The organism is Roseibium sp. JB4-4, assembly GCF_055693425.1.
On sequence record NZ_CM146333.1, the window covers coordinates 1,962,966 to 1,981,972 of the forward strand.

Sequence of the window (19,007 nt, forward strand, 5' to 3'; positions counted from 1 at the left end):
ACTCGCATGAATTGTTTAATGAAAGGCCTATTCAATTCGGGCAGGGCGGCATCGGGAGACAGTCAAAAATGAGACGGATATTCTCGGCAACAGGTCTTGCCCTATTCGCCGCTTTGGGCGCGAACGGCGCCATGGCGGCCAAGGCGCTCACAGTGCAGACGGAAACCATACCGGTCACATCCGGCATTCAGTCGGACACGGCACCGCTTTCTGAAGACGACGTTAAGGTTCCGCAGTCGAGTAGCCCGCCACCGTCCGACGATCCGAAGGTCAAATCAACCGATGCAGGTGCACAGGCCCCGCTGCCGGAAGTTCTCTACAGCACGGACTATCTGCCAAAGCCCGTCGCGCGCATGCATTCACAGTTGAAAGAAGCCGCACTGCTTGGCGACATGAAACGCTTGCGCATGGTTCTTGAAAGCAACGAACTGCCGCCGACATTATCCTTTGGCGAGATCGGTGATCCGATCGAGTTTTTGAAACAGAGTTCGGGCGACGGTGAGGGTTTTGAAATCCTGGCCATCCTGGCCGATGTTCTGGATGCCGGTTTCATTCACGTCGACAAGGGCACGCCCCAGGAAATGTATGTCTGGCCCTATTTTGCCCGCTTCCCGCTGCATGACCTGACAGCTGAACAGAAAGTCGAGCTGTTCCGCATCGTGACGGCTGGTGATTTTGCCGAGATGCAGGACTTCGGAGCCTGGAGCTTTTACCGTGTCGGCATCGGCCCTGACGGCACACTGCACTATTTCGTTGCAGGGGATTAACTGGGATATCCCCGGAAGGCTGACTTCAACACACGCTTTCCATGCACGTTGTCCTTGGTCATACTCGCGACCTTCCTGCTATCGGCCACGAGGCGCAGATTTGGCTATCGAAACCGCAGACTATGAGCCGCACGATCGCGCCTCGCTTGTTCCGATACTTTCAGTGAATTTTGTCGGCACGCTCGGATTTTCAATTGTTGTACCGTTCATGGTTTTTCTTGTGGCCCAATGGGGCGGCAATGCCATCATATATGGGGCGCTGGCTTCAACCTATTCCGTGTTCCAGCTGATCGGAGCCCCTATTCTTGGAAAATGGTCCGATCAGGTCGGCCGCCGAAAGGTCCTTCTGCTCAGTCAGCTTGGAACGATGCTGTCCTGGATCATTTTTCTAACTGCCTTCGCATTGCCGACCGACTCACTTCTTGATGTGGACAATGCCCTTCTTGGACAGTTCAGTCTGACATTGCCCCTGATCATCCTGTTTCTTGCAAGAGCCGCCGATGGCCTTACCGGAGGCAACGTTTCTGTTGCCAATGCCTATCTGGCCGACATTACCGATGACGCGCACCGCACCAAAGACTTCGGCAAGATGGCAATGTCGACAAATGCCGGTTTCATTCTGGGCCCCGCTCTGGCCGGTCTTCTGGGAGCAACCGTTCTTGGCGAGATCGTGCCCGTGGTCGCAGCGCTGGCAATCTCGATCATCGCCAGCGTCCTCATTCTTCTCGGGTTGAAGGAAAGCCATGCCGAGGTCCTGAAATCAAAGCCAGGCCTTCGCAATGCCTGCAAGGTGTTCGGACAGGACACAAAGGAAGTCTACCAACTAAAAGGCCGCGAGGAGACCTCGAACCAGGATATTCTTCGTCTACCGCTGATGCCCGCACTCCTGACCGTCAACTTTCTGGTCATGCTGGGGTTCAGTTTCTTCTATATCGCGTTTCCGGTTCACGCCGCGACACAGCTCGCCTGGACGGTGACCGAAACCGGGGTTTTCTTCGCTGTCCTCAGTTTGTGGATGATGCTCGTTCAGGGGCCCCTGCTCTCTCGGGTATCTGGATTGATACCCCAGCATATTCTGCTTCTGGCGGGCGGACTGATACTGAGCCTCGGATTTGTATGCCTGTTCTGGGAAAATCCAATCACGATTTATCTTGCCGCCCTTTTCATTGCCATTGGCAATGGGCTGATGTGGCCAACTTTCACCGCGGTTCTGTCCGAATTCGCCGGACGTTCGCTCCAGGGCGCTGTCCAGGGCTTTGCCAGCAGCCTCGGGGCCGCGGCCAGCATATTCGGCTTGCTTGCAGGTGGCCTGCTCTACAATTGGGCTGGTGCCTGGGTCTTCCCGCTTGCCGCTGTTGTTATTGCAAGTGCGGCCATGATTTCGGTCAGTTTCAGACGGACCAACGAAAGTGAGGCTGAGACTTCCGGTAAATGAAGCCAGGATTTTGGCCGTTTAGCTTATGGCAAGTCCGCAAAGCTAAGGGTGCCTCAGACCAATTCATGGCGTCATCATGACCCCGCTGCCGAGCCTTCAGTTTGCGCGCGGCGAGAACAGTAGCTTCAGGTAGGTGCGCAACAACATGATTTGTTCCGAAGCGCTGTTGTTCTCGCGAAGGGCCCGCTGAAGAACCAGCCCTCCTTCGACAACGCTTGAAACCATGTCGCCGAGAGCATCAAGATTCACATTCTCGTTTGGCTGGTAGACCAATGCGATCTCTTCAAACATGCCGCGGAAGCGCCGACGCCAGCTCAAGATTGCCTGGCGATTCAGCTCCCGGACACCGTTGTCGAACAGACGGTCTTGATAAGCGGTCGCGGCGATTACGCAGCCAGGATGGCCATTGGGCATATCGGCCAGCATCTCTGCCAGCATTTTCAGACCGATCAGCATTGAATGAAGCGGATCGTCGCTCAGTTCGCGCGCCCGGGCAAACAAATCGTCATAAAGTGCGTCTTCAACAGCGATGTATCGTTCAAGCATTGCGCGTGCCAACGCGTTCTTGTCCTTGAAGTGATAAAAGAAACCTCCGCGGGATATCTGTGCGCCGGCAACGATCTCGTCGATCGACGTCGCCTCGAAGCCTTTTTCAAGCACTGCTGCTTCTGCAATATCCAGGATCCGGGTACGTGTGTCGGATTTTTCGGTCATCTGCCCCTTCCCAACTGTACCGTGAGTCCAGTTCAAGCGTTTCCTACACCTATCGCTGTGACATCAATCTGCCTTAGCCATTGAAATTACTGCACAAAAATAATTTGAGCAACCTGACCACGCGACAACTACCGACGGATCGGCGTGCAGCATACTTCTTGTCCATCAAACAAAGGATGGAATAAATGCGAATTCAATTACTTGCCGAGGCGGATCGATTTTTCCTGACCGACGGCGGCCTTGAGACTTTCATGATTTTTGACAAGGGTCATGAGCTCCCCTGCTTCTCCGCTGCCGTGCTGTTGGATACCGAAACCGGTCGAAATGACCTGACCGCGTATTATGAGACTTTTATTGATCTGGCCCGGAAATCCGGTCGAGGGTTCGTTCTGGATGCCCCCACCTGGCGGGCGGGCCTGGCCTGGGCAGGCCCATTGCAAACTTCCGTGGCAGAAGTCATGGAGACCAATCGCCGTGCGGTTGAATTTGTGAGCGATATTCGCAACACGCACGAAACGGAAGCATTGCCAATTCTTATCAACGGTCTGATTGGCCCAAGCGGAGATGCCTACGCCACTTCGTCCGAACTCACGGCAGAAGATGCGTTCATGATCCATGCACCGCAGATCCATGCACTCGGGCGTGCCGGCGTGGACATGATCAGTGCAATGACACTCACGCACTCAAGCGAAGCAATCGGGATTGCCCGAGCCGCACAAGAGATCGACGTACCAGTTGCCATCGCTTTCACCCTGGAAACAGATGGCCGGTTGCCGTCTGGTCAACCTTTGGGAGAGGCCATCGAAGCTGTTGATCACGCTACCGATGCAGCACCGGTCTACTACATGATCAATTGCGCACATCCTGACCATTTTCAGCATGCACTCGACACCAAAGCCGCCTGGCTCGAGAGAATTGGCGGAGTTCGGGCGAATGCTTCGCGGCAAAGCCATGCAGAACTCGACGCAGCTGAAATTCTGGATGATGGCGACCCTGAGGAGCTTGGCCAGTTGAACCTTCAACTTCTCAAGACACTTCCAAATCTGTGCCTGATCGGAGGTTGCTGCGGCACCGACCATCGCCACGTCACCTGTATCTCGAAACAGGAACTACTTCCGCCGGCGGCTTGAATTCGAACCGAGCGAAACTGAATTTTTTCAGCAATTTCAACCAACACCGACATACGGACACAAAAACCATGATCGACTTGAAACAAATCATTGTTCGGCCTGCGACCTCATCTGACGCGCAGGACCTTGCCAAACTCGTTGATATCGCTGGCGAAGGCATTCCCCACTGGCTGTGGTCACAACATACAGCTGAGAACCGCACACCACTTGAGATTGGAACAGAGCGGGCGCAAAGAGAGAGCGGCGGGTTTTCATACAAAAACGCAATGGTGGCAGAGAATGCCGGACAAGTGCTCGGTATGGTGCTGAGTTACCCGATAGCTGAAGCCCCGGATGAAGACATTGATAGTCTGCCGGACCCAATCGCCCCATTTGTCGAACTTGAAATGAAGTCTGTCGAAACCTGGTACATCAACGCACTTGCCGTCTTTCCGGGTCATCGCTCATCCGGTCTCGGCTCTTTGTTGATGGAGGCAGTTGATACGGCCGCAAGCACATCAGGATTTTCGCGCTTGAGCATTCAAGTCTATAGGCAGAACTCGGGCGCAGCACGACTCTACAAGCGTCTTGGCTTTCGAGAAACCGCAAGATCCCGTGTGAGATTGCACCCGGTGCAACCCTATTACACAGGTGATGTTTTGCTTCTGGAAAAGAACCGATAGCAATTGCTGGGCCTGAAACCTCAAATTCAGACGTATTTCAGGCCCGGATCTGCTAGAACAGGTCGCGATGAGGACGAGCGGAAAAACGGCATGCGACGTCGGGAACTTCTCAAAACGAGTGCAATGCTGAGCACGATCGCATTAACAGGACAGCCACTCTTGGCAATGCAAAAACCCGATTTGTACGTGCCACCGGAAGAAGCGCCACATGAACTGACTTTCATGCAATGGCCAGTCAGCCGACGGGTACACCCGGATACGGCATTTCTGCGTGACCTCAAGCAAACTATTGCTGACATTGCCAATATGATCGCTGCGTTTGAGCCTGTCGTGATGTTGGCTGCAGCGGCAGACCACACAGAGGCTCGCAAGCTCCTGTCGTCGGCTGTTGAACTTTGGGATATTCCGACAGAGGATCTCTGGTGCAGAGATTCCGGTCCCCTATTTGCTTTCAATAGCACGCGGAAACGCGTTGTCAGTCACATCCAGTTCAATGGATGGGGCAACAAACAGGTTCATGAGAGTGATGGCCAAATTGCTTCCCGGGTCGCCGAGCGGCTGGCAATGGAGCTGGTTTCCAGCGGGGTGACCGGAGAGGCTGGTGGGATCGAACACGACGGTCACGGTTTGCTGATCGCCCATGAGAGTTCCTGGGTCAACAACAACAGAAACCCGGGGCTGCCCCGGACCGAGATTGAGAACCTGTTGTTGCAAGCCTATGGCGCAGAACGGTTCATCTGGTCACCTGGCGTCAGGGGCGAAGACATCACTGACTATCATATCGACAGCCTGGCCCGGTTCACTGGCCCTGGACGCGTACTGATCAATCTGCCTGACGAGCCGGATGAGGCCGATCCGTTTCATCAGGCTGCGCTTGATACTCACGACCGGCTTCTTGCGGCTCAGCTGCAGGTGGATGTCATGCCCGAGCCATATGACCATAGGGTACAAACTTTTGATTTCGTCGCCTCTTATGCAAATTATTACGTTTGCAACGGCGGCGTGATAGCCCCTCAATTTGGTGACGCGGAAACCGATGCAATCGCCGTCAAAGCGCTTGAGCGACACTATCCTGGCCGTCAAATTGTCGCGCTGAACGTTGATGCTCTGGGTGAGATCGGTGGTGGCATCCATTGTGCAACACAACAGTTGCCGTCGGCCTGACCCCATCAGTATCCGACCGCCCCGGCCTTCGCCATCCAAATGATGCGTAGATCCGTCATGCAACCTCAGATACATTCACGAAGAGTTGCATTATTCCAGTATCTTATTACAGTTTCCTTAGGGAAGGGATGTTATGGATAGCGCGCTTGCGCGTGCGACCAAGGAAGGAATGAAACATGTCAAAGTTACGAGCCGTTTTAGCGGTTCTGTTGCTAGCCGGCATCGCGTTCCTGGCATCGCCCGTTGTCCGTGCTCAGGCAGACGGAATATTCGATGACGGCTGGACGCTTCAACCCGACGCGTCGTCGCTCAGATTCCAGTCCGTCAAAAACCTTACGCAGGTTGAATCAAGCAGCTTTGCAGAGTTTGAAGGGAAGATCGAAGAGAATGGCGACGCTTCCGTTCGCATCTTTCTTGATTCAATCGATACCAAGATCGACCTTAGAAACGTGCGAATGCGTTTCCTTTTCTTTGAAACATTCGAGTTTCCCTCGGCGGTCATCTCAACAAATATCGATCCGACGGTGTTGAGCGATTTGCCCGAGCGCAAGCGCAAGATTATTCCGCTGACCTTTTCCCTAAAGCTTCACGGTGTCGAGAAGACCCTAACGAGCGAAGTCGCCGTTACGCTGATGAGCGACGATCTGGTCGCCGTGTCGAGTACAGCGCCGATCTCCGTCGCAGCTTCCGATTTTGGTCTGGATAGCGGTGTCAAGAAGCTGGAAGAAGCAGCAGATGTCGTGATCGTACCTTCGGCTACGGTTTCCTTCGATTTCGTCTTTGCCAAGAACCAGGATGATGACGAAGCTCGTACAGCTTCTGCCGAACCCGCCAAACAATCGGAGCTAGCAGCCGCCAAAGCGCTGGAACCAGAGGGCGACTTTGATCTTGAGGCATGCACCGGACGTTTTGAAATCCTGTCGCGCACTGACAACATCTACTTCACCAGCGGCAGTTCCGGTCTTGACCCGAGAAGTGAGCCTTTCCTGAACAGTCTTGTTGACATTGTCGCCCGCTGCCCAGGTCTCGTGATCGAAGTGGCCGGCCATACCGACAGCGTCGGCCGCGCAGCAGCCAATATGAGATTGTCACAACGCCGGGCAACAGCCGTCATGGACTATCTCGTCTCGAAGGACATTCCCGATAATCGGATCAGAAGCGTCGGCTATGGAGAAACCCAACCGGTCGCGTCCAACAACACGCCGGAAGGCAAACGTCGAAATCGCCGAATAGAGTTCTCCATTGTTGAATAGAAACAAAGTCAGCTCAGCTTCGCTAGTTTCGGCCACCTTGATGATCTTGCTGGCCCTGATCTTGCCTGCAAAGGCGGAAGAAAAACGCATTGCGCTTGTCATCGGCAACGCCGGCTACAGCAATGTGACGCCGCTGGACAATCCTCTCAACGATGCCGAGCTGATGGCGTCTTCGCTCGAAGCCGTCGGTTTCGAAGTCATTCTCGTCACCGAAGCAACACAGCTTGAAATGGTTCAGGCAATTGCAAGCTTCGGCAGTAAACTGCGAGACGCTGGCGAAGACGCGACGGGGCTGTTTTATTACGCAGGTCACGGCGTGCAATCTTTTGGCTCCAACTTTCTTCTACCGGTTGACATCGCGCTCAACGATGCCGCCGATCTCAGTCTCGTTGGCGTGCCTGCCCAAGCAGTGCTGTGGCAGATGTTTTCTGCAAAAAACCGAACGAACATCGTCATTCTCGACGCGTGTCGGAACAACCCGTTCACGACAATCGCGGATCTGAACGACAATGGTCTTGCGGAGATGAAAGCGCCCAAGGGCACGTTCCTTTCCTACTCGACCGCCCCAGGTGAAATTGCAATCGACGGTGTCGGTTCAAACAGCCCGTTCACCGAAGCGCTAGCAAAACGAATGACAGAACCGGGGCTCCCGGTCGAGGCACTTTTCAAGAAGGTGCGTGTCGACGTTCTCAGCGAAACCGGCGGGCTCCAGACCCCATGGGACACCTCTTCACTCACCACCGACTTTCAATTCGTCACCGCTGAAGCGCCACCGGCACAACTCCTGCAAATGCGCCAGCTTTGGGACTCGGTTCGTCTGAGCCGTGACCCTGTTCAAATTCTTCTGTTTTTGCGCGCAAATCCGGACAGCGTCTTCACGAAAGATGCCCGGGCACTGCTACAGGAATTGATGCTGGAGGAACTGCAGGCGGAAGCCGGGAAACCCGCACCGGAAACGGAAACTGCCGAGCAGTCGAAACCGGCCGAGCAGCCTGAACCGGTTTCGCCGGGCCAATCGGAGCGCGATCTTATCGAAGAAGCGCGCAAAACCGGCGACGCAAAAGCCTATGAGAACTATCTGAACGCTTACCCCGAGGGCGCGTTTGCCGAACTGGCCCGCCTGGAGTTGCAGTCAATTCAGACAAACGCTCAACGCACGGACCCGATCTCCAATCCTCAGCCTGTCGTGACACAAGAGCCTCAGCAGCCAGCGCCTGATCAGGAGACACGGATCACATTCAATGCTCCATTGGGCATTGGCGATGCCGAAATCGCCACCCGCAGCATAGCCCAGCTCATTCAGGGATCACCTCGCTTTCCACCGATCGAGGGCCTGCCGGAAGACGCCTGGAAAAACAAGAGTTGCGCTTCCTGCCACCAGTGGGAACAGGCCAACCTTTGCGAACAGGCCCAAACCTATTTGAAAGAAAACTCCGAGGCAGCCGACAAAGCTCACCCATATGGCGGCGGATTTAAGTCGGCACTTAGAGACTGGGCACGCAGCGGATGTGAATAGGCCTGTGCGAGAGCCATTCAGGATCGATTGATTGTTTTCTATTCGGCGCTTGTGATTACTGCATAATCTGCATATCCGCGATAGAGCTGGCGATATTCAAGGCCCGCACCTTTTCGTTCTGCAAGAGCCTCAAGTTCCGATTTCAGCTCGCTGCGCGGACTGACGTGGAATGACCGCAGCCACTTGAACAAGGCTTTCCGGAACCAGGCTGGAAGTCGTCCTTGTTGACCGAAATCGACCACGTGAATTCGCCCGCCTTCCGCGAGACACCTGATTCCGGCAGCAAGCGCTTCTCGCCAGACCGGGATCATCGACAGCGTATAAGAATAAATAATCCTGTCGAATGCCGGGATATCCAGACCTTCCGTAGCGAAAGGATCGGCAGCATCGCCTTCAATCAGGTGGACCTGATCGCCGATACCGGCTCTTTTAATGTTCTTCTCTGCGGTTTCCAGCATGTTTCTGGAAATATCGAGGCCGTAGAATCTCGCATCCGGATATCTCCGCGCAGCTGTCACCAGGTTCCGACCCGTGCCGCATCCCAGCTCCAATACCGTGCCGCCTCTCGGCGGTTGCAGATCGCTGATCAGCTGATCGCGCCCGAGAAGATAGTATTTTCGCGTCAGATCATAAAAGTGGCGCTGGTTACGATAGACAGCATCCATCAAACGGGCAGTTTCGACGGCTTCTCTCATTGTCATTTCCGGATCAGCTGACTACCCGTTGAACACATAAAGATGGAACCCGCCATAGATGGAGGAGCGATCCTGCCGACCGAGTTCAAGGCTTTCTCTTTCTTCATAGGTCCAACGATCAAGTATCGCATCAGCAACGCGGCCCGGCAGCAAAGAGGGTTCAGCAGCCGTGCGGAACACGACCCTGGCCCCAGGTCGAGCGGTGCGAGTGATCTCACTCCAAAGGGCATTCAATTGATGATCGGTCATCCAGTCCTGTGCATCGAGAAGCACATAAGCATCCAGCATGTCGTCATCGACGCCTTGCAAGTGCTCGGTGAAGTTCCGGTTCAGGACCCTCACCCTGCCGGCGCGTTCGCGAATTTCTTCAAAATGAGCTCGTTTCAGATAGGGCGGCAAGGGCCCCGATCCTCCAGTGGACCCATCTTTATCCGATGCATATCCGCGCCCGAATGCCTGCCAGGCAAAATAGTTGTCCTGCATGGAAAAATCACAGGCAAGCTTTTCGAGCCTCTGGCGCAGGACCGCTGACATGTCCCCTTCCGCATTGGCTGAGACAAGCGCGTCATACTGTGCCGGTGGAATACCCAGCCCGTAAAGGGACATTTTTTTCGAGGTCGCCCAACGGACAAGTCGCTTGTCAAAGAGGGGCGCCAGCGCCGTATCGAAGAACGAACGTTGCTCCTCAAGCGATTTGGCCTTGACCATGTGCTTGGGGTCGATGCCGTATAGCCGTGCCACAAGGTGACCCAAGCCGATGCAGTATCCGAGGAGACCGTGATGATAGAGATCACGGGAAAAAAGCGTAATGCGTTTCCGGCCCCAATTGGCCAGGTCGCGTCCTTCCCAGTAAGCGATGGTTTCCGGATCAAGGTTGTCTTTGAGGAAACGACGATATGCCGCCACGTTGGCTTTTTCGTCCGCTTCGCCGAAGAAACGGTAGAACGTTTCGTAGTTCGGGAAATACTTGGCTGCGGCCAGTTTCAACCGGCCGAGAGCCACGTGAGCGCGGTTGAGGTCAACCGCGGTGATTTCAGCCGGATTGGCAGTCAGGTAGGACATGACATTACAGCCACCCGAAGCGATTGTGATCATTCTGCTATCAGGGGTCAGTCGCAGAGCCTTCATGTCCACGTCCGGATCTTCCCAGATCTGAGGATAGACAAGGCCCTTGAAAGCGAAGGTGAACAGGCGCTCAAGCATTCCCTCGCGAGAGGTTACCCCGGATCGGTGAACCGCGTTCTTTAGCCGTTTCTTGGACGCCGATAGCGTGCCATTCGCCATTGCCCTCTCCCGAGTCGCCTGTGAAATGAACCTGCTTTCCGATACGGCAGAGACACGACAGTTTGGTGACGTTCCTGGAGAATTATTCGATTGTCCGGGCAATAAAAAATCCCCGCCGGAGCGGGGATCTTCGGTTTCGGATCTGATCGGACAGCCGACTAGCGGGTGACTACGACAAAGTCTGTGCCCAGGCCCGTGTTTCGCTTGAAAGTCCGGTCGGTGATGGTCAGGGATGTCCCTGGCGTCAGCATCTTGGAGATCTCGAGCGCGACCTTTTCCGGCATCACGACCCGGTCAAGCAAGTCTTTTGAGTCGCCGCCGCGGTCGCCTTCTGCTGAGACAGCCATCCAGTCAACAGTCTGGTCGCCCTTTTCAAAATCAAGCGCGGTATAGACGTGCGTACCGATATCCTTGTCTATGTTCTTCAGTGTTACAGGCGCTGAATACACATCACGGAACTTGCGGCGTACGCGAAGCATCGCATTCTGCGGCTTTTCATATCCGGCCTCTGCGTAGATCTTTGCCACAAGCGCATCGGTCACATTGCCGGTCACGGGCAGTTCGGCACCTTCCTGATAAAGGCTCAAAGCAGCCCGTGTCTTGCGGCCGAAGATACCATCGACCGGACCTGCGTCGTAGCCCATCTCATTCAGAAGACGCTGCAGTACTCTCGTGCGGCTCGGCGTTTTCTGAGGTGTAATGATCATCCTCAAAGGCTTGTCAAAATACGGATTTTCCAGCTCGGCAACAGGCAAAGAAGCCTGCAGGTTCGCGGGCTGAATAGCGCCCCGCAGGGCGGGGTCTGCCTGAATGTTCTTGCCGGACAGACTTGCAACCTTGGTCTCGGGAACGAAGGGCTGCGGCAGGACGCTGTGACGGACGCTTTGCGGCTTTGCCGGATCCCTGGTGACGACGACATGCATGCCTCTGTCCGTCATGCTGTAAAGCGACTTGGCAAAGGGACGTGGCATTCGAATGCAGCCATGCGAAGCCGGATAACCGGGCAGCCTTCCCACATGCAGCGCAATACCTGACCAGGTCAGACGCTGCATGAATGGCATTGGCGCATTGTCATAAAGATTGGAAAAATGCTTGCGGCGCTTTTCCAGGATCGAAAAAACACCCGTGGGCGTGCTGTGCCCACGCTTCCCCGAAGAAATCGGCGACGTTTCGATCAGATCGAGCCCGCGATAAACCTGAATCTGCTGCTTGTTCAACGACACCAGCATATGCAACGGTGGCTCGGTTGCCGCTTTTTCGGCATCCTTTGCAGTATCGCGTGCCCATGCACCGGATACGGCGGTAGCTGACAGAAGTGCTGCACTTGCCAGACCCAGCAGAGCGCGTGTCCGCCTTCCGCGGCTATATTGACTAAAAGACGACATCCCAGAGCTCCCCAACGCAAAACCTATCAAGCTCGACCTAGTGTTTAACCGAGATCTTTTTAGATCGGGTTAGGAAACACGGTTACTTATTGGTTTCCTTCACCCTTTCCCCCAATCCGTCGCACACTATCGGGACTCGATCTGTTATTCACATCACAAATTGTACAGCTCTGACTCTAAGAGGTGGGGTTTGCCTCACCTGAGACGCGGGACTTCACGCGTTTCCGATCTATTTCCTGAGGCCGTCCTGAAAGACGACTGCTTCACCACGGGACGGTGTTGTGAGCTCATCTTCCCACATAACACGCTGTCCCCGCACAATGGTTCCAATGGGCCAGCCGGTTACTTCCTTACCGTCATAAGGTGTCCAACCACACTTTGAAGCGATCCATTCGTTCCTGATGGTTTTCTTGAGCTTCAGGTCCACGACAGTGAAGTCCGCATCGTAGCCGATCGCGATCCGACCCTTGCGGGCAGTCTGGAACAATCTAAGTGGGCCTGCGCTTGTCATGTCGACAAATCGGGCGAGGCTCAGTCGACCGGCGTTCACATGATCGAGCATGATGGGAACCAGGGTCTGAACACCTGTCATGCCCGACGGAGAGGCTGGATAAGGTTTCTGTTTTTCTTCCAGCAAATGCGGCGCATGATCAGACCCGAGGATATCGAGAATGCCTTGCTGCAGCCCCCACCACAGACGATCCGAATGATGCGGTGCGCGCACCGGCGGGTTCATTTGAACCAGTGAACCGAGGCGATGATAGGCCTCATCCGTCAATGTCAGATGATGCGGAGTTACCTCGATAGAAGCCACGTCCTTGTGCGCGATCAGATAGTCCACTTCCTCCGCTGTCGAAAGGTGCAGAACATGGATCTTTGCGCCTGTTTCCCGGGCGATCGTGACCAGGCGTTCGGTACACTTCAGGGCTGCAATTTCGTCCCGCCAGATGGGGTGCGAGCTCGGATCGCCTTCAACGCGTTCCCCCTGTCGCTCACGCAAGCGAAACTCGTCTTCGGAGTGAAACGCTGCACGGCGCCTTGTTACCGATAGAATGTCTCTGACACCCTGATCGTCTTCAACCAAGAGATCTCCGGTGGAGGACCCCATGAAGACCTTGATACCTGCTGCTGCCGGGAGCCGTTCAAGTTCGGGAATATCCTTCACGTTTTCGCGGGTACCGCCAACCCAGAACGCAAAGTCGCAATGCATGCGATGGTGCCCACGGCTGACCTTGTCGGCAAGGGCCGCTTCGCTTGTGGTCAAGGGGTTTGTATTGGGCATTTCGAAGACTGTTGTTACCCCGCCCATCGCGGCAGCGCGCGACCCGGTTTCAAGATCTTCCTTGTGCTCAAGACCGGGTTCGCGGAAATGAACCTGTGTGTCCATCACCCCTGGCAAGACATGTAATCCGGTACAGTCAATCACTTCTCCAGCCTGAGCGCTGTCGAATGAGCCGATGCCGGCGATGCGACCATTTCTAATCCCGACATCCCGAACCCCCTCGCCGTCCTGATTGACTACGGTTCCGCCTTGCAGGATCAGGTCATACGTCGCGCTCATTGAGCTCCTCCGGTATCGCGTTCGGGGCATTTTAACTGGTCTCATGGGGCTTATACGCGGACCCTATTAAAAGAGCCAGACACGGCGCCCGGTTTCCACTCTTGCCGGCACCATTGAGAGAGCCTATTTGGGGCAAGGGCGACTGTTCTAATTTCATGTCCGACAAAAGGAAGATGCCGTGCCGTCTGCAACGTATGCTCATCTGACCGATCGTTCGCTGATCAGGGTCGCCGGTGATGAGGCGACGCATTTTCTACAGAACCTGGTGACGTCGGACCTCGACAATCTGGGTCAGCTCGGTGCTGCTTCCGCCGCTCTGCTGACACCCCAGGGCAAGATCCTCTTCGACTTCCTGATCTACAAACTCGACGATGTTTTTTACGTAGACGCGCCAAGTTCCGTAGCCCCCGATCTGCTCAAGCGCCTGACTTTTTACCGTTTGCGGGCGAAAGTCGATCTTGAAGCTGTCGACGCAGAAATTGGCGTCTTCGCTGTTTGGGGAGATGGAAACACAACAAACGAAGGTCTCCTTACGGTCAACGATCCGCGTCTGGAGGACCTCGGTCAACGTGTCGTCGGTCAGGTCGACCTTCTATCGCAATCCCTTGACGGTGCTCCTGCCGATCTTGCTGCCTATGACACCCACCGGATCGCACTTGGCGTTCCGGAAGGGCTGAAAGACTATGACTATTCTGACATCTTTCCTCATGACGCCGACCTCGACCAGCTAAACGGCGTCTCATTTACAAAGGGCTGCTATGTCGGCCAGGAAGTTGTTTCAAGGGTCCAGCACCGTGGCACGGCGCGCAAGCGGTTCGTCAAGGTCGCCAGCGGCTCTGATCTTCCTGCCAAGGGAACAGACCTTACCGCCGCGGGCAAGAGTGTGGGAACGCTGGGGTCAACAGCCATTGGTCAGAATGGGTCGATTGGGTTGGCGCTGATCCGCCTTGACAAGGTTGCGCAGGCCAAGGACAACGGCAGCCCACTTCTATGCGGCGATGTGGAAGTCGGCGTGGCTTTGCCTGACTGGGCTCAATTCACGTGGCCTGAAACGAGCGCCGTGGACTGAAACCGCTCTTTGTCCAGAGGACCGATGCCCGCTGCCCGTTCCGATCAGCCCCCTCGTGCCTGGCAACGCATGTTGTCGGGAAGACGCCTTAATCTGTTGGACCCTTCACCCCTCGATGTCGAGATTGCAGACATTGCGCACGGCCTTGCCCGCGTCGCACGCTGGAACGGCCAAACCTTTGGCGATCATGCATTTTCAGTCGCCGAACACTCACTGATCGTAGAAGACATCGCGCGGCAACTCAGGCCCGACCTGACAGCGAACTGGCGGCTCGCCGTGTTGCTGCACGATGCACCGGAATACGTGATCGGGGACATGATATCACCGTTCAAAGCGGTTATCGGCGAAGCATACAAGGCCGTTGAAACCCGATTGCAAGGCGCAATTCACCTGCGCTTCGGACTGCCTGCTGTAATCCCTGTGACGGTCAAGAAACTCGCCAAACGGGCGGATATCATCAGCGCGTATTTCGAAGCTGTTGAACTTGCCGGTTTCGATGAACAGGAAGCAGCCAAGATCTTTGGACGGCCTCGTGGTTTTCCACTCAACAAGGATGGCAAGCTGCACTATGGACTGGAACCATTACCGGTGGCAAAAGCCCAGGAAAAATTCATGGAGCGTTTCAACGAGATCGAAGCCCTGCGTGAAGCTGGGAACAAACGGAGCGAACGCGAAGCAAACGGGTGACCTTGAGCGCGAATGACCCTAGTTTGTTGGCAGATACTAAAAAGGTTTTGCCATGCTTCACGTGTGCTCCTTATCCAAGTTGACGGATACGGTGAATAAGACCGGCGCAAAAACACTGGTCACGCTAATCAATGCGGAAATGGAAGTACCGACGCCGGCGGGCATTGATCCCGGCAAGCACCTCTTCCTGGCTTTCAATGACATTGTCGACCCTGTCGAAGGATTGATCCCGGCAAGCGAACGACATGTTGAAGACCTGATTGCTTTTGTCGGTTCCTGGGACAGGCAAGCGCCGCTGGTTATTCATTGCTGGGCCGGCATCAGCCGGTCAACGGCAGGTGCCTATGTTACGGCCTGCGCTCTCAATCCAACGGCAAACGAATATGCGCTCGCCGCATTGCTGCGGAAGCGCTCGCCGTCTGCAACGCCAAATGCACGCATCGTGGCCATGGCCGACAAGTTGTTGGGCCGGGACGGGCGCATGATCGACGCCATTCGTGGAATTGGACGAGGTGCCAACGCCTTTGAAGGAACACCGTTTCTCATGCCCATCGATTCTGAGGAGTAGCCATGCCGCACCGGCAAGCCAGCATCGAAATCGGATTGAACGCCGTCATCGTGTCGGTTTCCAACGGCATGCCTCAGATCGTCCATGTGAACGACACGGTGGGTTCACCCCTTAACGGACTACCCTTCGGACCGTTTGACCCGATACGGCATCGCACCTTTGACATCGGCCTGAGGGCCTGGGTGGAAGAGCAGACCGCGTTGCGGCTCGGCTATGTCGAACAACTCTACACTTTTGGCGACCGGGGCCGTCACCGCGTTGCCGGAGATGAAGGACCTCATGTTGTTTCCGTCGGGTACCTGGCCTTGACGCGTCAAACACCCGATTCTGAGGAAACACTGTCCAAGCACAACTCCGCCTGGCATTCCTGGTATGACTATTTTCCCTGGGAAGACTGGAGAAGCGGACGCCCTGCGCTGCTCGACAACGAAATTCTGCCAGCGCTCGACGCTTGGGCCCAGGAACCACCGGCGGCCGGAGAACCGCCAAGGCCACTTGCCCGCAGCGAGCGTATTCATCTTGCCTTCGGCACCGGCACGACAAGTTGGGACGAGGAACGTGCGCTCGAGCGTTACGAGCTGCTTTATGAAGCCGGATTGGTGCAAGAGGCCCGAACGGACGGTCGCGCCGCGGCGCAAGCCCGTGGCGATCTGCCTTTCCTTGGCGTGCCCATGAGGTTCGACCATCGACGCGTCCTGGCAACGGCAATCTCCCGCCTGCGTGGAAAGTTGAAATACCGACCGGTTATATTCGAGCTCATGCCGGAAACTTTTACTCTGACAGACCTGCAAACATCGGTTGAAGCAATTTCCGGGCGTCACCTGCACAAACAGAATTTCAGACGACTAGTAGAAAACGCCGATCTGGTTGAGCCAACCGGAGCAACCTCTACCGCGACCGGCGGGAGACCGGCTGCCTTGTTCCGTTTTCGACATCAATTGATGAGCGAGCGCCCTGCACCTGGATTGCGTGTTGGTGGCGGACGATAGCCGCCTTTTGATCGAATCGTATTTTCATTTGTGCCTAAGACTTTGACGGGTTGGGTCAATTTCCGACACTCAGCTCTGAAAACTACTTAGTAATATTAACCATAACTTCGCGCATTTGATTTCAAACGCCGAGATTTTCCGCGAATTCTTCGCTTATTAACGCTCTTTCAAGGTTAAGCAGACATCTTCAATTGCAGTATTGCCGTTTACACGGCGTTAGCACCATTCATCCGGTGAACCGGGATGATGTGTAACGAGTTGGAGTTGGCTGCGTATGTCTGGCCCAAAGTCCCGCAACAGTAAGCGGTTTTCTGCAAAAGTGATTCAGGAATACGGCCCGGTCCGTGCGCGCATGCGGCGGATCAAATATGTTCTTGTCGCCAGCCCGTTGTTGTTCATCGGGCTTGGCGGGTCGGTTGCCGAGCAGGACATCTTCGCACTCATCAATGCCCGCAACGAAGCCTCCCCACGCTGGATGATGGCTTTGGAACCGGGGAACTTCACCTCCAAGGTCTCACCGCAGCTGTCGCTGGCAACGACGCCTCCACCGAGCCACACCAGTGCGCCCGTTCTGACGCTGACATCAGCAGACAAGGAATTCGAGGCCAAACAGGTTATGGGTCTTGAAGAGGTTGCCAGAAGCGTGCAACCGACTGAAATTCCCGACCGGATTGAGACCAATGAGTCCTCCAAGGGTGACCGGCTGATCACCATGGCTCCCGATCGGCAAATGGTTGATCAGGCCGCCGGGAATGTCTTTGCGATGTCGAGCCTGATCTCGACCGAGAAAAAACACAAAGACCTGCCTCGCGTAGCCTTCGTCAAACCGGAACCGCTCGACAGCAAGGAAACCACCCGGCTGGCCAAGGCCAGCGAAGATGGGCTCCTGGAAGACGGACCGCTCGATCTGCAGCGTGTCATGATGGCACGCAATGCAGCCGCAGCCAGCTTCTCGCTCGTTTCTGCATACGCCCCGGACAGTGTCAAAGAGACCAAAGAACCCTTTAACGCCCTGTTTGGCGCGGCGAAATACGAGCAGGAACTCCCTCCTCCAGAAGACCCCGAAAACCCGCATTGGTGGGCCCAAAAGCCGTTGCCTCTTTCCGTCGGTCAACGCAAGGAGCAGCGCTGCCTAGCCGAGGCGATCTATTTCGAGGCCCGCGGCGAGTCCGAACAGGGACAGGTTGCAGTTGCTCAGGTTGTTCTGAACCGGGTCAAGAACCCGGCCTATCCGAATTCCATCTGTGGCGTGGTCTACCAGAACAAGCACAAGCGCAATCGTTGCCAGTTTTCCTTCGCCTGTGACGGGATCAAGGATCGAATCTCAAGTCCGGCTGCCTGGAAGACGGCACAGCGCCTGACCAAGGACGTTTTGAACGGCAAGCAGTACCTGAAGATGGTCGATGCCTCGACGCACTATCACGCAACTTACGTCAGTCCACGGTGGGCACGGTCCATGGCCAAACGCGGCCAGGTCGGACTGCACATTTTCTACAAGACCTATGCAGGCGGCTGGAACTGATACGGACGCTCAGCCTCGTCAGTCGTTTGACCGGAAAACATTTGTGACCACATAAGTGGCAAGCAAGACGATGTGAAAGCCGAGCAGCGCTGCAACTTGCAGCATGCTGATCTGCGAAAACTCCAGCAGTTCACTCAAGACGTGGATCGACGAGATAATGATGATCGTCGAGACGATCCGGTGTTTCATCCGCCGGTAGGCCCGCTCTCCCTGCTGAATGTAGTCGTCGCCGTGTACCGATTTCTTGAGCCGGTATGTGTTGTAGGTGTTCGTCGCGACCATGATCAGAAGATTGGCGATGAACACCATGTCGAGAAGATTGAGGATCAGCAGGATCGTCTTCTTGCGATCCAGAAACTCGTATGTCTCGACCGCGTGGTAGATGTCCACGAAGAACGTGATCAGAAACAGAACCATGCCGACCGCAAGGCCCAGAAGCATAGGGATCTGCGCATAACGTGTCAGCCGGATGACGAAGTCTTTTTCTACCGTGCTGTTGTTGTGATTATGCTCTTCGCTCATCATGCGCCCTGACGCAACGGATCTGACTTATTGCAACGCACGCTAGAGTGCTTTTTCAAGCCGATCAACCAGCGCCTGTCGGGA

18 protein-coding genes are annotated in these 19,007 nt (G+C 55.3%); 12 read left to right on the top strand and 6 right to left on the bottom strand.

Annotated features, from left to right (window positions below; genetic code table 11):
* The first annotated feature begins 68 nt into the window (after nt 1-68).
* Together ACZ1HV_RS09010 and ACZ1HV_RS09015 are read left to right on the top strand one after the other, a co-directional pair.
* Complete coding sequence (locus ACZ1HV_RS09010; RefSeq protein ID WP_472717878.1) at nt 69-767, top strand: hypothetical protein; 699 nt, start codon at nt 69-71, stop codon at nt 765-767.
* Nucleotides 715-2,202 (top strand): MFS transporter, encoded by a 1,488-nt coding sequence (locus tag ACZ1HV_RS09015; RefSeq protein ID WP_472717879.1) that lies wholly within the window; start codon nt 715-717, stop codon nt 2,200-2,202. The genes ACZ1HV_RS09010 and ACZ1HV_RS09015 overlap by 53 nt, the downstream gene beginning before the upstream one ends.
* 96 nt (nt 2,203-2,298) lie before the next feature.
* Here ACZ1HV_RS09015 and ACZ1HV_RS09020 read toward each other — a convergent pair whose 3' ends face one another.
* A complete protein-coding gene (locus ACZ1HV_RS09020) occupies nt 2,299-2,916 on the bottom strand; it encodes a TetR/AcrR family transcriptional regulator (RefSeq protein WP_298813729.1) in 618 nt (205 codons plus the stop codon).
* 185 nt (nt 2,917-3,101) lie between these two features.
* Here ACZ1HV_RS09020 and ACZ1HV_RS09025 point away from each other — a divergent pair, with 185 nt between their 5' ends.
* The 5 genes from ACZ1HV_RS09025 to ACZ1HV_RS09045 all read left to right on the top strand — a co-directional run bounded on the left by ACZ1HV_RS09025 (nt 3,102) and on the right by ACZ1HV_RS09045 (nt 8,641).
* Entirely contained in the window at nt 3,102-4,046 is a 945-nt protein-coding gene (locus ACZ1HV_RS09025; protein ID WP_472717880.1) for a homocysteine S-methyltransferase family protein, read from the top strand.
* 68 nt (nt 4,047-4,114) lie between these two features.
* Nucleotides 4,115-4,708, top strand: a complete 594-nt coding sequence (locus ACZ1HV_RS09030; RefSeq protein WP_472717881.1) for a GNAT family N-acetyltransferase — start codon at nt 4,115-4,117, stop codon at nt 4,706-4,708.
* A gap of 90 nt (nt 4,709-4,798) precedes the next feature.
* Complete coding sequence (locus ACZ1HV_RS09035) at nt 4,799-5,872, top strand: agmatine deiminase family protein (RefSeq protein ID WP_472717882.1); 1,074 nt, start codon at nt 4,799-4,801, stop codon at nt 5,870-5,872.
* A 176-nt stretch (nt 5,873-6,048) separates the two neighbouring features.
* Nucleotides 6,049-7,125, top strand: coding sequence for an OmpA family protein (locus ACZ1HV_RS09040; protein WP_298958924.1), 1,077 nt, complete (start codon nt 6,049-6,051; stop codon nt 7,123-7,125).
* Nucleotides 7,126-7,165: 40 nt separating this feature from the next.
* The gene (locus ACZ1HV_RS09045; protein WP_472717883.1) at nt 7,166-8,641 is read left to right on the top strand and encodes a caspase family protein; all 1,476 of its coding nucleotides are present in this window, start codon (nt 7,166-7,168) and stop codon (nt 8,639-8,641) included.
* Between the two features lie 38 nt (nt 8,642-8,679).
* Here ACZ1HV_RS09045 and ACZ1HV_RS09050 read toward each other — a convergent pair whose 3' ends face one another.
* The 4 genes from ACZ1HV_RS09050 to ACZ1HV_RS09065 form a co-directional block, all read right to left on the bottom strand.
* Nucleotides 8,680-9,336, bottom strand: a complete 657-nt coding sequence (locus ACZ1HV_RS09050; protein WP_472717884.1) for a class I SAM-dependent methyltransferase — start codon at nt 9,334-9,336, stop codon at nt 8,680-8,682.
* Between the two features lie 21 nt (nt 9,337-9,357).
* Nucleotides 9,358-10,620 (bottom strand): BtaA family protein, encoded by a 1,263-nt coding sequence (locus tag ACZ1HV_RS09055; protein ID WP_472717885.1) that lies wholly within the window; start codon nt 10,618-10,620, stop codon nt 9,358-9,360.
* A 158-nt stretch (nt 10,621-10,778) separates the two neighbouring features.
* Entirely contained in the window at nt 10,779-12,005 is a 1,227-nt protein-coding gene (locus ACZ1HV_RS09060) for a L,D-transpeptidase family protein (protein ID WP_298983530.1), read from the bottom strand.
* A 229-nt stretch (nt 12,006-12,234) separates the two neighbouring features.
* Nucleotides 12,235-13,566 carry a dihydroorotase gene (locus tag ACZ1HV_RS09065; RefSeq protein WP_298983529.1) on the bottom strand — a complete coding sequence of 444 codons (1,332 nt, stop codon included), beginning with the start codon at nt 13,564-13,566 and terminating at the stop codon, nt 12,235-12,237.
* A gap of 178 nt (nt 13,567-13,744) precedes the next feature.
* Here ACZ1HV_RS09065 and ygfZ point away from each other — a divergent pair, with 178 nt between their 5' ends.
* From ygfZ to ACZ1HV_RS09090, 5 genes are all read left to right on the top strand, one after another.
* On the top strand, nt 13,745-14,635 hold the full coding sequence (ygfZ, locus tag ACZ1HV_RS09070; protein ID WP_472717886.1) for a CAF17-like 4Fe-4S cluster assembly/insertion protein YgfZ: 891 nt from the start codon (nt 13,745-13,747) through the stop codon (nt 14,633-14,635).
* 24 nt (nt 14,636-14,659) lie between these two features.
* Nucleotides 14,660-15,322, top strand: coding sequence for a YfbR-like 5'-deoxynucleotidase (locus ACZ1HV_RS09075; protein ID WP_472717887.1), 663 nt, complete (start codon nt 14,660-14,662; stop codon nt 15,320-15,322).
* A 52-nt stretch (nt 15,323-15,374) separates the two neighbouring features.
* Nucleotides 15,375-15,890, top strand: a complete 516-nt coding sequence (locus ACZ1HV_RS09080; protein ID WP_298958904.1) for a tyrosine phosphatase family protein — start codon at nt 15,375-15,377, stop codon at nt 15,888-15,890.
* Between the two features lie 2 nt (nt 15,891-15,892).
* Complete coding sequence (locus ACZ1HV_RS09085) at nt 15,893-16,879, top strand: NUDIX hydrolase (protein WP_298813753.1); 987 nt, start codon at nt 15,893-15,895, stop codon at nt 16,877-16,879.
* 274 nt (nt 16,880-17,153) lie between these two features.
* On the top strand, nt 17,154-18,401 hold the full coding sequence (locus tag ACZ1HV_RS09090) for a cell wall hydrolase (RefSeq protein ID WP_472717888.1): 1,248 nt from the start codon (nt 17,154-17,156) through the stop codon (nt 18,399-18,401).
* Nucleotides 18,402-18,419: 18 nt separating this feature from the next.
* Here the strand turns inward: ACZ1HV_RS09090 and ACZ1HV_RS09095 are convergent, their stop codons facing one another.
* Nucleotides 18,420-18,923 (bottom strand): YqhA family protein, encoded by a 504-nt coding sequence (locus tag ACZ1HV_RS09095; protein ID WP_298813757.1) that lies wholly within the window; start codon nt 18,921-18,923, stop codon nt 18,420-18,422.
* Nucleotides 18,924-19,007: the final 84 nt, after the last annotated feature.